Here is a 13874-nt window from a genome sequence, read left to right as displayed (position 1 = left end):
GGCGCCGGCGGCCGAGACCGCCGCGACCGGCCCGGCCGAGGTCGCCGCCGAGGCGCCGCGCGTGCCGCGCCGCCCGTCCTGGGCGGAGGAGACGCCGATGGACGACCTGCCGACGCTCACCGACTCGCTGCTCGGCTCGCGCGAGGAGTGGTCGCGCTGGGAGCAGAACGACGAGGAGCCCCCGACCGACGGCAAGGGCCGCAAGCGGCGCGGCTGACCACCGCGGGCGGTGGCCGGGCCGCGGCGGCGCGGCCGGTCCCGGTCTCCCGCTCGGCCCGTCGCCGGGCGCCGGGGACTGTCGTGGGCGCGCCGTATGCTCGGGGGCGGAACGTCGGTAGCGGATCGTGGGAGCAGCAGTGGCCGTCTGGGACGACCTGGTGGGCCAGGAGCGGGTGGTCGAGCAGCTGACCGCCGCCGCGCGCGCCGCCCGGGCGACCGTGCTCGCGGGCCGTGGCCCGGCGGGCGCCGGCGCCGCGCCCGGCGGCAACGCCTCGCTGATGACCCACGCCTGGCTCTTCACCGGCCCGCCCGGCGCCGGCCAGGCCACCGCGGCCCGGGCCTTCGCCGCCGCGCTGCAGTGCACCAGCCCCGACCTCGACCTCGGCGGCGTGCCGGGCTGCGGCTTCTGCGACGGCTGCCACACCGTGATGGCGGAGAGCCACGCGGACGTGAAGTTCGTCCGCAGCGACGGCCTGTCGATCGGTGTGGGCGACATGCGCGAGCTGGTGCTGCGGGCCTCCAGCTACCCGACCGGCGGCCGCTGGTCGGTGATCCTGATCGACGCCGCCCACCGGCTCACCGAGGCCGCGGCGAACGCGCTGCTCAAGGGCGTCGAGGAGCCCTCCCCGCGGACCGTGTGGCTGCTCTGCGCCCCCTCCGTCCAGGACACCCTGCCCACCATCCGCTCGCGCTGCCGGCACCTGGTGCTGCGCACGCCGGCCGCCGAGGCGGTCGCCGACATGCTGGTGACCCGCGACGGCGTGGAGCCCGCGGTGGCGCGGCTGGCCGCGCAGGCCGGGCAGGGCGACGTCGAGCGCTCGCGTCGCCTGGCCCTGGACGAGCAGGCCCGCACCCGGCGTCTGGAGGTGCTGCGGATCCCGTTGCAGGTCGCCGACATCGGCGGCTGCCTGGCCGCCGCCCAGCGGCTGGTGGACACCGCCAAGACCGACGCCGAGTCGCTCGCGCAGACCCGGGACGTCAAGGAGACCGACGACCTCAAGGCCGCCTACGGCGCGGCCGAGGGCCTGGGCGGCAAGGCGCCGCGCGGGATGGCCGGCGCGGTCAAGGAGCTGGAGAAGCGGCAGAAGAGCCGGGCCACCCGGACCCGCCGGGAGACCCTGGGGGTCGCCCTGCTCGACCTGCTCGGCTTCTACCGCGACGTGCTCGCCCTGCAGCTCGGTGCGACCGGCGCGCTCTCCAACGAGGACCAGCGGCCCGCGCTGGACCGGATCGCCACCGCCGGCCCGCCCGAGGGCACGCTGCGGCGGATCGAGGCCATCCTGGCGTGCCGCCGGGCGCTGGACCGCAACGTGGATCCGCTGCTCGCGGTGGAGGCCATGACCGTGGCCCTGCGGGCCGGCTGACCGGGGTCCGGCCAGCGCCGGGACCGGGGCCGGGGGGCGTGGCCGGGTCCCAGGGCGGGGCCTTCGCGCCGTCAGCTCGCTCGTTCGAGTGAACGTGGGCACTCGCCCGTCACGGTGGCGGCCATCGGAGGCGGCGTCTTGCACGCTGGGGGTCGACTACGCCGAGGCCCGACCACGTGTCCGGCCGGCCCGGCAGCCCGGTACTGATCCTCCCGAGGTGGTGCCCCATGCCCCGTCTGGTCCTCGTCCTGCTGCTCCTGCCCGTTCTGCTGCTCGGTGTCCGGCTGGCCCGCAGCGCCGTGACCCGGCTGCGCGGTGAGCGGGCGGCGCAGACCTACGAGCTGGGGGTGGACCTGCGTCCGGTCCTGGTGCGGGCCGGCGGTGCGCTGCTCTGCGGGGTCTGCGCCACCGCGCTGGCGGTGGTCGCGCTGCTGAACGGGCGCGGGCTCCCGTCGGCCGGCAACCTGCGCGTGACGGCGGCGGCCGGGGCGGTGGGGGCGCCGGATCCCGCGGCCCGCCCGGTGCCCGCCCCCGTACCGGCGGCCGCGGCCGCCGCCTCGCCGGTGACCGCCTCCGGGGCCTCGCCCGCGGCCCCCTCCGCCGGGGCGGCCGCGGCGTCGCCGTCCGTGGGGACGCCCAAGTTCGAGACGGTGGGGCACCCCGCCGAGGGCGAGCTGCTGCAGGGCGCGGTACCGGGAGCGGACGGTCGTCCGCGCACCGTGCGGGTCTGGCTGCCGGCGCACTACGGCGACGACCCGGCGGCCCGTTTCCCGGTCCTGGTGCTGCACGCGGCCGCGCCGGGCCGGACCGCGGACGCCGAGGTCCCGGACGTCTTCGACGGCCTGACCTCGGCGATCAAGCTCGGCCGGGCCCGTCCGTTCGTGGTGGTCGCACCGGCCGGGCCGACCGGCACGGCGCACCCCTGCGACCTGGTCGCCGCGGCCCCGCAGGCGCTCGCCGACGACGCCCGGATCCGGGCCGCCGTCTCCGCCGCCTTCCACACCCTGCCGCCCGGTCCGCAGGGCTGGGCCACGCTGGGGATCGACGGCGGGGCGCCCTGCGCGGTCGCCGCCGGCCTGACCCGCCCCGACCTGTACGGTGCGGCGGCCGCCGTCTCCGGCCGCTACGACGCGCCGTCGCTGGTCCAGGCCGCGGCCGACTCGCCCTCGGGCCCGCCGGCCCAGCTCCTGCTGGCCGCCGCCAAGGACGACACGGACGGCCTGGCCGCGGCGCGCCGGCTGCAGGGGGCGCTGCACACCGGCAAGGGGCAGGCGGCGCGGGCGGTGGTGAAGGTCTCCGACGTGGTGCAGGACTACACCCCGGACCGCGAGCGGCTGCGGCTGGTCCGGCTGGCGGCGCAGTACCTGGTGGACGCGCTGGCCCACCCCACCGGTTGACGGCCTCCGCGCCGCCCGGCCCGGTCCCGTTACGCTCAGTTCTGTCGGCCACCGGCCGGCTCCCGAGGGGAGAACACCGCATGCGCCCTGTCCAGCCCGTCGACCTGCTCCGCACGGTGTCCGCGCTGACCGTGGCCGGGCTGCTCCTGTCGGGCTGCACGGGCGGCCGGTCCGCCGCCCCCGCGCCGCGCAGTCCCATCTCGGCGGACGGCGGCTCGTCCGCCGGCCCGGCCTCCGGGTCCGCCTCCTCCGCCTCCTCCGCTGCCTCCGCGCCGGCCGCCGGTTCCGCCGCCGTGACGCCGTTGCAGCCGCTGCCCGAGGCGACGCCGGCCGATCTCGCCCCCTACTACGCCCAGCAGCTGACCTGGCAGTCCTGCGACCAGGGCTTCGAGTGCACGACCTTCAAGGTCCCCACGGACTACGACCACCCGTCGGCGGGGCAGCTGAGCCTGGCCGCCGCCCGCCAGCGGGCCGACGGCGCGCCGGGCGCCGCGCACCTGGGCTCGCTGCTGCTGAACCCCGGCGGCCCGGGCGGCTCGGCGGTGGAGTACGTCGAGTCGGTGGCCGCCGGCTACAACCCGGCGGTCCGGGCCGCCTACGACCTGGTCGGCTTCGACCCGCGCGGAGTGGGCCGCAGCAGTCCGGTCAGCTGCCTGAGCGGGGACCGGATGGACGCCTACGCGGCCGTCGACAGCACGCCGGACACGCCCGCCGAGGTCGACCAACTGGTTGCTGCGGACAAGGAGTTCGCCGCCGGGTGCGCCCAGCACTCGGGCGCCGTGCTGGGCCACGTCAGTACCGTGGAGGCGGCCCGCGACATGGACGTGCTGCGCGCGCTGCTGGGGGACCCGAAGCTGGCCTACGTCGGCAAGTCGTACGGCACCATGCTCGGGGCGACCTACGCCGGTCTCTTCCCCGGCAAGGTCGGTCGGCTCGTGTTGGACGGCGCGATGGACCCCTCGCTGGACGCACTGACCGGCAACCGCACCCAGGCGGGCGGCTTCGAGACGGCCTGGAACGCGTTCGCCAAGGACTGCGTGAGCCGCTCGGACTGCCCGGTCGGCTCGAGCGAGCAGGAGGCGGGCCACCAGCTCGACGCGCTCTTCGCCTCGCTCGACGCCAAGCCGCTGCCGGGCGACGGCCCGCGGCAGCTGACCGAGGCGCAGGCCACCACCGGAGTGATCCAGGCGATGTACGCCGAGTTCCTTTGGCCGCAGCTGCGCAGCGCGCTGCAGGCGGCGAAGGACGGTGACGGCGGCCCGCTGCTCAGGCTCTCCGACTCCTACTACGAGCGCAGCGGCGACGGCTCGTACCCCAACCTGATGTTCGCCAACATGGCCGTCAACTGCCTCGACCTGCCGGCTCCGTTCGCCACCCCGGACGACGTCGCCCGGGTCGTGCCGGACTTCCAGCAGGCCTCCGCGCACTTCGGGCGCGACATGGCCTGGATGGCACTGGCCTGCACGTACTGGCCGGTCAGGCCGACGGGTGCGGCCCACACGATCCGGGCGGCCGGCTCGGCCCCGATCGTGGTGGTCGGCACCACCCGGGACCCGGCCACCCCGTACGCCTGGGCGCAGTCCCTGGCCGGGCAGTTGGAGGCCGGCCGGCTGCTGACCTACGACGGCGACGGCCACACCGCCTACGGCCGGCACAACGACTGCGTGGACTCCGCGGTCAACCACTACCTGCTGGAGGGGCAGCCGCCGGCCCAGGGGCTGCGCTGCTCGAAGTGAGGCCGCCGGCGTCCGGACCGTTCCCGTCGCTGCCCCCCGCCTCGCGGCCGACGCCCGCCAGCCACGCGTCCAGCAGGCGGATCTGACGCTCCGGCGGGAACTCGTCGGGCGCGAAGAGCGCCTGCACGACCAGCCCCAGCGCGAAGCCCTGGGCGGCGGTGGCCAGGTCGGCGGCCGAGCTCCCGGGGGGCAGCTCGCCGTGCTGCTGGGCGGCGAGGGCGTGCAGCTCCAGCCGCTCGCGCGCGCGGCGGTAGCGCGCGGCGTGTTCGCGGGCGAGCTCGGGGTCGGCCAGGGCGACGTCCCAGGAGCCGACCCAGATCCGGTTGGCCGCCGCGGCGTCGGCCTCCAGCGGCAGGATGTCGAGCAGCGCCGTGCGCAGGGCCGCCAGGCCCGCGGCGGGCGCGGTGCGGCGGGGCCGGTTCTCGGCGCGCTCGCCCAGCACCTCCAGTGCGCAGCGCAGCAATTCGCGCTTGTTCGGGAAGTAGTGGGTGAGCAGGCCGGTGGAGGCGCCCATCGCGGTGGCGACCGCGCGCAGCGTCAGCCCGTCGAACCCGCGGTCGGCCAGCACCCGCCAGACCGCCTCGGAAACGTCTCGGCGGCGGGCTTCATGGTCTCCACGGGCGGGCGGCATGCCGCTATGGTACCTACCAAACGTTTGTTATGTATCTGCTGAGGCTCCTGGAGGCGCTCGATGTTCGTCATACCGCTGTCCGACACCCTCCCCGCCGAGCTCCGCCCGCTCGAGCCCTGGCAGGCCGAGGAGTTCCTGGCCCACATGGACCGCGGGCGGGAGAACGTCGGGCAGTTCATCGGCTTCGCCGACCGCAGCACCGACCTGGAGTCGGCCCGCGCGACCCTGCAGCGCTACGCGGACCGGGCCGCCGCCGACACCGGCCGGATCTTCGGCATCTGGCTGGACGGCACGCTGGTCGGCGGCGTGATGTACGCGAACTTCGACGCCGCCGCCGGCAACTGCGAGATCGGGGTCTGGGCCGAGCCGGCCGGCGAGGGCCTGGGCCTGATCTCCGCGGGCGTGCGCCACCTGCTCGAGCACGCCCTGGTGACGCGCGGGATGCAGCGCGCCGACTGGTACAGCAGCACCCTCAACGCGCGCAGCCGCGCGGTGGCCCAGCGGGTCGGGATGCGGCTGGACGGGGTGCTGCGCTCGTACTACCCGTACGGCGGCGTCCGGCACGACAAGGAGGTCTGGTCGATCCTCGCCGACGAGTGGCGGGCCGGCGACCAGCGCCCCGGGCGCTGACCGGCGGACCGCTCGCGGTCCTGTTCGCCCGCTGTTCCCCGACAGGCCCCGCGCGGGGTCTGTCGGTCGGGCCCCGCCGGTACGATGATGCGCTTACGTCTGCCACAGGGAGCCCGGAATGCTGGGAATCACCAACCTCGCCGCCTACACCGTGGGGGCCCTGGTGATCGTCCTCCTACCGGGGCCGAACTCGATCTACGTCCTGTCGGTCGCCGCCCGCCGTGGCATACGCACCGGCTACCGGGCCGCCGCCGGCGTCTTCCTCGGCGACTTCAGCCTGATCGCCCTCACCTCGCTGGGCGCCACCTCGCTGCTGCGGGCCAATCCGGCGGTCTACACCGTGGTGAAGTTCGGCGGAGCCGGCTACCTGCTCTGGATCGGCTTCGGCATGTTCCGCGCGGCCGCGCAGCTCTGGCGCGAGCACCGGGCCAGCGAGCCGGCCGCCGCCGACGTCGCCGCGGCCGCCGCGACCGAGGCCGAGCTCCCCGCGGGCAGCGAGCGGCCGTTCCGCCGCGCCCTGCTGATCAGCCTGCTGAACCCCAAGGCGATCCTCTTCCTGCTCTCCTTCTTCACCCAGTTCGTCGACCCGCACTACGGCACTCCGGCGCTCTCCTTCGCCGTGCTCGGCGGCATCCTGCAGACCTTCAGCGTGCTCTACCTCTCCGGCCTGATCTTCGCCGGCACCTCGCTGGCCACCGCCTTCCGCCGCCGCAAGCGGCTCTCCGCGGGCCTCACCAGCGGCGTCGCCCTCCTCTTCGCCGGCTTCGCCGCCAAGCTCGCCGCCTCCTCCGCCTGACCGGCCCCGGGCAACCCGGTACGGATCACCGCGCGAACCTGTGTAGACTTACCGCCGTTGCCGAGGAGCGATCCCCACCGATCACCCCACGGCTGCGGTGCCGCTTTAGCTCAGTTGGCCAGAGCAACGCACTCGTAATGCGTAGGTCTCGGGTTCGAATCCCGAAAGCGGCTCCCCGGAGAAACCCCAGGTCAGACTTCTGACCTGGGGTTTTTCTCTGTGCTTGACCAAGGGAACACCCACCCGTGGGTGCGGGCCCCACTAGGATCGGCGCGCTCGGCAGGAAGCGCCCACCGAAAGGCCGCCATGACCACCCCGCCCCCGCTCCACGTGCCCGACGTCGCCCGTGGGCGGCTGGACGCCTCGCGGCAGGGGCGTCCGTGCTTCACCTCGGACCTGTCGGTCAACGAGTTCGTCCTGCTGGGCGACGCGGGCTTCGAGCCGCTCGGCCTGGTGATGGGCACCAGCGTCTACCACGTGGGGCTGCAGGGCGTGGGCTGGAAGGTGAGCCAGGAGCTCGGCAGCCAGACCCAGGCCATGTACAACGTGCGCGAGTTGGCGATGGGCCGGATGGAGGCCGAGGCGGCGCAGCTCGGCGCGGACGGCGTGGTCGGGGTGTCGCTGCGGCCGATGAACTACACCTTCTTCAGCGACGTCATCGAGTTCGTCGCCGTCGGCACCGCCGTCCGCGCGAGCGACGGGAAGAACTACCGCTCGCCGAACGGCAAGCCGTTCACCACGCCGCTCTCGGGCCAGGACTTCTGGACGCTGTGGCAGCACGGCTGGCTGCCGCGCCGGCTGGTGCTCGGCAACTGCGTCTACCACGTCGCCCACCAGTCGCTGCGCCAGACGCTCTCGCAGGTCGGCCAGAACACCGAGCTGCCGCAGTTCACCCAGGCGCTGTACGACGCGCGGGAGCTGGCGATGGCCAGGATGCAGTACGAGGGCCAGCAGCTGGGCGCCGACGGCATCGTGGGCACCGCGGTGGACGACCACCGCTACTGGGGCGAGCACGCGATCGAGTTCACGGCGGTGGGCACCGCGGTGAGCCGGATCCGGCCGGACGCCGCGCCGGTGAAGCCCGCCCTCACCCTGCCGCTCAGCGACTGATCGCGCGGCGCCGGTCGATAATGGGGGTCCGATCCGCTCCATGGAAGGGACACCCCCGATCGTGAGCCTCTACGACATTCCGCTGACCACCCTGGCCGGTGAGCCGTCCTCGCTCGGCGACCACCGGGGCAAGGCCCTGCTGCTCGTCAACGTCGCCTCCAAGTGCGGGCTCACGCCGCAGTACGAGGGGCTGGAGCTGCTCCAGAAGCGCTACCAGGAGCGCGGCTTCACCGTGCTGGGCTTCCCGTGCAACCAGTTCGGCGGCCAGGAGCCGGGCACCGCGGGGGAGATCCAGAGCTTCTGCTCGATGACCTACGGGGTCTCCTTCCCGCTCTTCGAGAAGATCGACGTGAACGGGGCGGACCGCCACCCGCTCTACGCCGAGCTCACCGCGCACGCCGACGCGGACGGCCAGGCCGGCGACATCCAGTGGAACTTCGAGAAGTTCCTGGTCAGCCCGCAGGGGGAGCTGGTGGCCCGGATCCGTCCGGCCACCGAGCCGCAGGCCCCCGAGCTGGTCGCGCTCATCGAGGCGCAGCTGCCCGCCTGAGCGGGGCCGGGAGCAGCGGCTCCCACCACGACGGGTTGGCCCGGTACCAGGCGACGGTCTCGGCCAGGCCGGTCTCGAAGGGGACCCGCGGCCGGTAGCCGAGCGCGCGCAGCCTGCTGTCGTCCAGGCTGTAGCGGCGGTCGTGGGCGGGCCGGTCGGGGGTGGGGCGGACGGCGGACCAGTCGGCGTCGCAGGCCGCCAGCAGGCGGGTCGTGAGGTCGCGGTTGGTCAGCTCCGTCCCGCCCCCTATGTGGTAGACCTCGCCCGGCGCGCCCTGTTCCAGCACCAGCTGCAGGCCGCGGCAGTGGTCGTCCACGTGCAGCCAGTCGCGCACGTTCAGGCCGTCGCCGTAGAGCGGGACCGGCTCGCCGCGCAGCAGCGAGGTCACGAAGAGCGGGATGATCTTCTCGGGGTACTGGCGGGGCCCGTAGTTGTTGCTGCACCGGGTGATGCTGACGTTGAGGCCGTGGGTGCGCGCGTAGGAGCGGACCAGCAGGTCGGCGCCGGCCTTGGCGGCGGCGTAGGGCGAGTTGGGCAGCAGGGGCGCCTGCTCGGTCCAGGAGCCGGTCTCGATCGAGCCGTAGACCTCGTCGGTGGAGACGTGCAGGAAGCGCGGCACCGCCAGGTCCACGGCCGCCTGCAGGAGCGTCTGGGTCCCCAGCACGTTGGTGGTGACGAACTCGGCTGCGCTGCCGATCGAGCGGTCCACGTGGGTCTCGGCCGCCAGGTTGACGATCGCGTCGACGCCGGGCAGCAGGGTGTGCAGCAGTTCCGCGTCCCCGATGTCCCCGTGGACGAAGCGCAGCCGCCGGTCGCCGGCGAGCGGCGCGAGGTTGGCCGGGTTGCCGGCGTAGGTCAGCTTGTCGAGGACCGTGACCGTGGCGGGGGCCGGGCCGAGGCCGCCGCCGAGCAGGTTGCGGACGTAGGCGCTGCCGATGAAACCGGCGCCGCCGGTCACCAGGACGTGCATGGGAGAGCCCTCTGATCGGTGTCGCGGAGGCGGTGACGTGCGGGTTCGCCGCCGGGATCCAGGATGACACCGACCAGCTGCGGGACGGTCGCGGGGGAGTGCCGGCGGGGGGCTCCCGGCCCGGGAGCGCCCCGCCGGCGGCGGTGGGCCGGGCGCGGTCAGCCGGTCAGGTTGGCCCAGCAGTCCGCCTCGCCCACGTGTTGCGGGTCGAGCGCGTGCCGCACCTCGTGCAGCACGACCGGGTCCACGGCCATCAGCACGTGGTCGGGGACGTTGGTCGGGCAGAGGTTCTGCACCAGCACGTTGTGCACGTTCGGACCGGAGAGGAACTGCGTGGTGTACGGGGTGACCACCTCGTCGTACCGGGTGGCGATCACCGTGTACGAGACGCCCGGGACGGTGTCGCCGCCCGCGTTGAGCCGGGTCAGCGTGGCCGAGCCGGTGACCTGGTCCGCGCAGGCGGGGCAGAGCGAACCGACCACGTCCAGCGCGCCGGGGAACGACTGCGCCAGGGTGGTCAGGCCGTCCAGCGTCGTGCCGTGGTTGCTGGGGGCCAGGCCGACCAGCGTGTGCACCTTGGCCGCGCCGCCGTCGAACTTCAGGTAGTAGCGCGGCATCATGCCGCCCTGGCTGTGGCCGACGATGTCGACCTGGCCGGCCCTGGTCGCCGCCAGCACCCCGTCCACGAAGGTGGCGAGCTGCTGGGCCGAGTCGGCCACCGGTGCGATGGCCCGCAGCACGGGGACGCCGGGCTGCTCACCGTAGGTCAGGGCGAACACGCAGTAGCCGTCGGCGGCCAGCGCCGGTGCGACGGTGAGCCAGTTCACCGAGCCGTTGGCGAAGGTGCCGTGGACCAGGACGACCGGGCGCGGGTGCGCCGCGGAGGGCCGGCAGGACCAGTCGTTGGCACCGGGGACGCCCGGGGCGGCCAGCGCCTGGGCGGCGGAGACGGGGTCGGTTCGGGGTGCGGCGGCGGCCTGGGCCGGGGCGATCGCGCCCGCGAGCGCGGCGGCGAACAGGCCGCAGCCGGCGACGAGCGCGGCGATCCGGCGGGTGCGGGGGGATCCGGGCAGGGTGGTTCCGGGCATGGCAGTCCTCCGGGTGGGGTGGGAGGTACGCGAACGGCGCGGGTGGGGTGCGCCGGGGAACTGGCCGGTAAGTTACTGCTGGGTTAACGGCTTGGCCAGACACCGCGCGGGAATTGACACCCGGTCGGAGCAGGGGTGCCGGAGCGGACGGGGGACGGATCCCCTCACCACCCCGCCAGCCCTGCGCGCGCTACGCCCGCGGCCCCGCCGTGGCCGCCGGTGCGGGCCGGGCCGCGCGGGCCGCCCAGCGCCCGTCCTCGCGGTTGATCCGGACCGGGTGGTCGAAGCAGGCGCTGACCAGGTCCGTGGTGAGGACCTCGTCGACCGGGCCGGTGCCCACGCACGCGCCCTCGCGCAGCAGCAGCGCGTGGGTCGTGCTGGCGGGCAGCTCCTCCAGGTGGTGGGTGACCAGCACGCTGGCCAGCCCGGGGTGGTGCCGCCGCAGGTCGTCGAGGCTGGCCAGGAGCTGCTCGCGGGCGGTGAGGTCGAGCCCGGTGGCCGGCTCGTCGAGCAGCAGCAGGCGCGGCCGGGGCATCAGCGCGCGGGCGATCAGGGTGCGGCCGCGTTCGCCCTGCGACAGGGTGGTCCACGCGGCGGTGCTCCGCCGGGTCATCCCGAGGGTCTCGATGAGCGCGTCGGCGTGCGCCAGCTGATCCGCGGTGGGAGGCCGGTTGCGGTCCGGCTCGATGCTGCCGCTCACCCCGGTGAGCACCACCTCGCGCACGCTCAGCGGCGACCGCAGCGGGTGCCGCGGGTTCACGTGGCCCAGGTGGGAGCGGAGTTCGCGCACGTCGACGCGGCCGAGCCGGCGGCCCAGCACTCGGACCTCGCCACGGGTCGGGTGCGTGAGGGCGCCGAGGAGGGCGAGCAGGGTGCTCTTGCCCGCACCGTTCGGGCCGAGCACCGCCCAGTGCTCGCCGGGCTCGACGGTCAGCGAGATCGAGCGCAGCAGGTGACGGCCGTCGCGGACGACGTCGACGTCCCGGGCCCGCAGCAGGGGACCGTGCTCGGCGGGGGCGGCGCTGTGGTCGGCGGGGTCGGCGGGGCCTGGCCCGGTGCTCATCGGGCGGCCTGCTCGGCCCGACGGCTCCCGGCCGGCCGGCGCGTGACCACCGGCCGGGCCGCCGGCTGCCGGCTCAGCTCCTGCCGGGCCCGCAGCAGCCGCACCACGGCCTCCAGGTTGTGCAGGGTGGCGGCCGTGGCGGCCCCGGCGTCACCGGCCTCCAGCGCGGTGAGCAGGTCGCTGTGGGCGCAGGAGGTGTCCGGCAGCTGCGGCTCGTGCTCGACGAGTTCCACCAGCGCGGCCCGCAGGACCGGCAGGATCGCGGTGAACAGGTCCAGCAGGACGGCGTTGCCGGCGAGCTCGACGACGGCCTGATGGAACGCCAGGTCGGCCTCGACGAAGGCCGCCGCGCTCAGCCGCCGGCGCGCCTGCCGGTCGCCGAGCCGCTCGCGCAGGGCCCGCAGTTCGGCGGCGGTGGCCCGTTCGGCGGCCAGCCGGGCGGCCTCGACCTCCAGCGCGCGGCGCACCTCGTAGACCTCCAGCAGCCGGGCGCGGCGCAGCAGTTCGCCCACCTCGCCGGGGTGCGCGGGCCGGTCGGCCGGGTCGGTGACGAAGGTGCCGACGCCGTGCCGGACGTCGAGCAGCCCGTCGCGCACCAGCAGCCGCACCGCCTCCCGCACCGAGGACCGTCCGACGCCGAACTCCCGGGCCATCGCGGCCTCGTTGGGCAGCCGGTCGGCCACCTGCCAGCGGCCCTCGGCCAGCAGCTCGCGCAGCCGGGCCTCCAGCTGCGGTACCAGCGGGCCGCGGCGCAGCCCGTCCCCCGTGCGGTCCATGGTCGGCCTCCTGCCTGCTCAGCGGATTTCGGAGCAGGCTAGCAGCCGTCATCAGACGTCTGAGGACTGTTCCACGCTGTGGACTGCCCTCCGGCGGGCCCGCGCCGCTACCCTCGGCGGTGCCCCGGCTGGGGGCCGGACTCGGTCATGCCGGATCATGACGCGGGTGCCGGGCGCGAGCGGGAGCCCCCGGTCGACGGAGCGTGAGGAGCGGACCAGGTGATCGGACGAGCGCTGAACGGCCGCTATGAACTGGTCGGAACCCTCGGTGTCGGGGGGATGGCCACCGTCTGGCAGGGCGTCGACCGGGTGCTGGGCCGTCCGGTCGCGGTCAAGGTGCTCAACGGAGGCCTGGCCGAGGACCCGCGGTTCGCCGAGCGGTTCGGCCGCGAGGCGCAGCACGCGGCGATGCTGGTGCACCCGCGGATCGCGATGGTCTTCGACTCCGGGATGGACGAGGGATCCCCCTACATCGTCATGGAGTTGATCCGCGGTCGGTCGCTCGGCTCGGTGCTGGCCGAGGGCGGACCGCTGCCGGTCGAGCGCGCGGTCGGGATCGCGGCGGCCGTCTGCGAGGCGCTGGCGGTCGCCCACGCGGCCGGGCTGGTGCACCGGGACATCAAGCCCGGCAACGTGATGATCACCGACGACGGCGGGGTCAAGGTCGTCGACTTCGGCATCGCCCGGGCGAGCGCGTCCGGGCAGCAACTGACCCAGACCGCCACCGTGCTCGGCACCGCCGCCTACCTCTCGCCGGAGCAGGCCACCGCGGCGGAGGTGGACGGCCGCGCCGACCTCTACGCGCTGGGTTGCGTGCTGACCGAGATGCTCACCGGGCAGCCGCCGTTCACCGCCGACACGCCGGTCGCCATCGCCTTCAAGCAGGTCACCGAGGAGGCGCCGCCGGTGAGCCTGCGGCGGCCGGAGGTGCCGCCGGCGCTGGACCACGTGGTGGCGCGGCTGCTGGCCAAGCACCCGGCCGGCCGTCCGGCGGACGCGGCCGCGGCCCGCGCCGAACTGCTCGCGGCGGTCTCGGTGGCCGGGGCGGTGGACCGCACCTCCGAACTGCTGGCGACGCCGCCGGTGGGGGACGCGGCCGACGGGCACCGCACGACGGTCCTGCCCGCCACCGCGCCGCCGTTCCCCGGCACCCCGGCCCCTCCCGGCCGGCCGCCGGTCGGCGCACCGACCTCGGTGATGGCTCCGGTGCCCCAACAGGCCGGGTACGGCGAGAACTCCGGGTACGGCGAGAACTCCGGGTACGGCGAGCAGCCGGGGTACGGCGAGCACGCCGACCCGGGTGGGCCCGATGACGAGCCCGAGCGCCGCAGACCGCGCCGGACCCTCGCCTTCGCGCTCGGCGCGGCCGCTCTGGCGGGCGCCGGGTTGCTGGCCGCGGTGCTCCTCAACGGTTCGGGCGACTCGCACGCCGGGGCGGGCGGGCACGGTCCGGCCACCGCGTCGATACCGGCCCCGACCGCCGTCGGCACCGCGCCGCCGACGGCCTCGGCCCCTGCCACGGCGGCGGGCCCCCCCGCGGGGGG

14 protein-coding genes and 1 tRNA gene are annotated in these 13874 nt (G+C 75.3%); 10 read left to right on the top strand and 5 right to left on the bottom strand.

Annotated elements, in window-relative coordinates; all coding sequences use genetic code 11:
* The 4 genes from ABD323_RS34355 to ABD323_RS34340 all read left to right on the top strand — a co-directional run.
* A partial coding sequence (locus ABD323_RS34355) for a hypothetical protein (protein ID WP_344445994.1) occupies positions 1–217 on the top strand: 217 nt, incomplete at its 5' end.
* Positions 218–356: 139 nt separating this feature from the next.
* Positions 357–1583 carry a DNA polymerase III subunit delta' gene (locus ABD323_RS34350; RefSeq protein ID WP_344445993.1) on the top strand — a complete coding sequence of 409 codons (1227 nt, stop codon included), beginning with the start codon at positions 357–359 and terminating at the stop codon, positions 1581–1583.
* Between the two features lie 227 nt (positions 1584–1810).
* The gene (locus tag ABD323_RS34345) at positions 1811–2980 is read left to right on the top strand and encodes an alpha/beta hydrolase (RefSeq protein ID WP_344445992.1); all 1170 of its coding nucleotides are present in this window, start codon (positions 1811–1813) and stop codon (positions 2978–2980) included.
* A gap of 80 nt (positions 2981–3060) precedes the next feature.
* On the top strand, positions 3061–4716 hold the full coding sequence (locus ABD323_RS34340) for an alpha/beta hydrolase (RefSeq protein WP_344445991.1): 1656 nt from the start codon (positions 3061–3063) through the stop codon (positions 4714–4716).
* Here ABD323_RS34340 and ABD323_RS34335 read toward each other — a convergent pair.
* On the bottom strand, positions 4658–5347 hold the full coding sequence (locus tag ABD323_RS34335) for a TetR/AcrR family transcriptional regulator (protein ID WP_344445990.1): 690 nt from the start codon (positions 5345–5347) through the stop codon (positions 4658–4660). The two genes, ABD323_RS34340 and ABD323_RS34335, sit on opposite strands and share 59 nt — an antisense overlap.
* 60 nt (positions 5348–5407) lie before the next feature.
* Between ABD323_RS34335 and ABD323_RS34330 the strand changes: the two genes are divergently transcribed.
* The 5 genes from ABD323_RS34330 (at position 5408) to ABD323_RS34310 (ending at position 8433) form a co-directional block, all read left to right on the top strand.
* Positions 5408–5977, top strand: a complete 570-nt coding sequence (locus tag ABD323_RS34330) for a GNAT family N-acetyltransferase (protein ID WP_344445989.1) — start codon at positions 5408–5410, stop codon at positions 5975–5977.
* A gap of 118 nt (positions 5978–6095) precedes the next feature.
* Positions 6096–6773, top strand: coding sequence for a leucine efflux protein LeuE (gene leuE, locus ABD323_RS34325; RefSeq protein ID WP_344445988.1), 678 nt, complete (start codon positions 6096–6098; stop codon positions 6771–6773).
* Positions 6774–6872: 99 nt separating this feature from the next.
* Positions 6873–6946: transfer RNA gene (locus ABD323_RS34320), tRNA-Thr, on the top strand.
* 133 nt (positions 6947–7079) lie between these two features.
* Positions 7080–7883 (top strand): heavy metal-binding domain-containing protein, encoded by an 804-nt coding sequence (locus ABD323_RS34315; protein ID WP_344445987.1) that lies wholly within the window; start codon positions 7080–7082, stop codon positions 7881–7883.
* A gap of 61 nt (positions 7884–7944) precedes the next feature.
* On the top strand, positions 7945–8433 hold the full coding sequence (locus ABD323_RS34310) for a glutathione peroxidase (protein ID WP_344445995.1): 489 nt from the start codon (positions 7945–7947) through the stop codon (positions 8431–8433).
* Here the strand turns inward: ABD323_RS34310 and rfbB are convergent.
* From rfbB to ABD323_RS34290, 4 genes are all read right to left on the bottom strand, one after another.
* A complete protein-coding gene (rfbB, locus tag ABD323_RS34305) occupies positions 8408–9403 on the bottom strand; it encodes a dTDP-glucose 4,6-dehydratase (RefSeq protein ID WP_344445986.1) in 996 nt (331 codons plus the stop codon). The genes ABD323_RS34310 and rfbB overlap by 26 nt on opposite strands.
* A 158-nt stretch (positions 9404–9561) precedes the next feature.
* Positions 9562–10491, bottom strand: coding sequence for an esterase/lipase family protein (locus ABD323_RS34300; RefSeq protein WP_344445985.1), 930 nt, complete (start codon positions 10489–10491; stop codon positions 9562–9564).
* 190 nt (positions 10492–10681) lie between these two features.
* The gene (locus ABD323_RS34295) at positions 10682–11554 is read right to left on the bottom strand and encodes an ABC transporter ATP-binding protein (protein WP_344445984.1); all 873 of its coding nucleotides are present in this window, start codon (positions 11552–11554) and stop codon (positions 10682–10684) included.
* A complete protein-coding gene (locus ABD323_RS34290) occupies positions 11551–12330 on the bottom strand; it encodes a FadR/GntR family transcriptional regulator (protein WP_344445983.1) in 780 nt (259 codons plus the stop codon). Before ABD323_RS34290 ends, ABD323_RS34295 begins: the two co-directional genes overlap by 4 nt.
* A 219-nt stretch (positions 12331–12549) precedes the next feature.
* Here ABD323_RS34290 and ABD323_RS34285 point away from each other — a divergent pair.
* On the top strand, positions 12550–13874 hold a 1325-nt coding region (locus ABD323_RS34285; protein WP_344445982.1), incomplete at its 3' end, for a protein kinase domain-containing protein.

This window comes from Kitasatospora nipponensis, from assembly GCF_039528135.1.
GTDB classification, from domain to species: Bacteria; Actinomycetota; Actinomycetes; order Streptomycetales; family Streptomycetaceae; genus Kitasatospora; species Kitasatospora nipponensis.
Note: the sequence above shows the minus strand (reverse complement) of the source record. Positions and strands in the feature narration are given on the sequence as shown.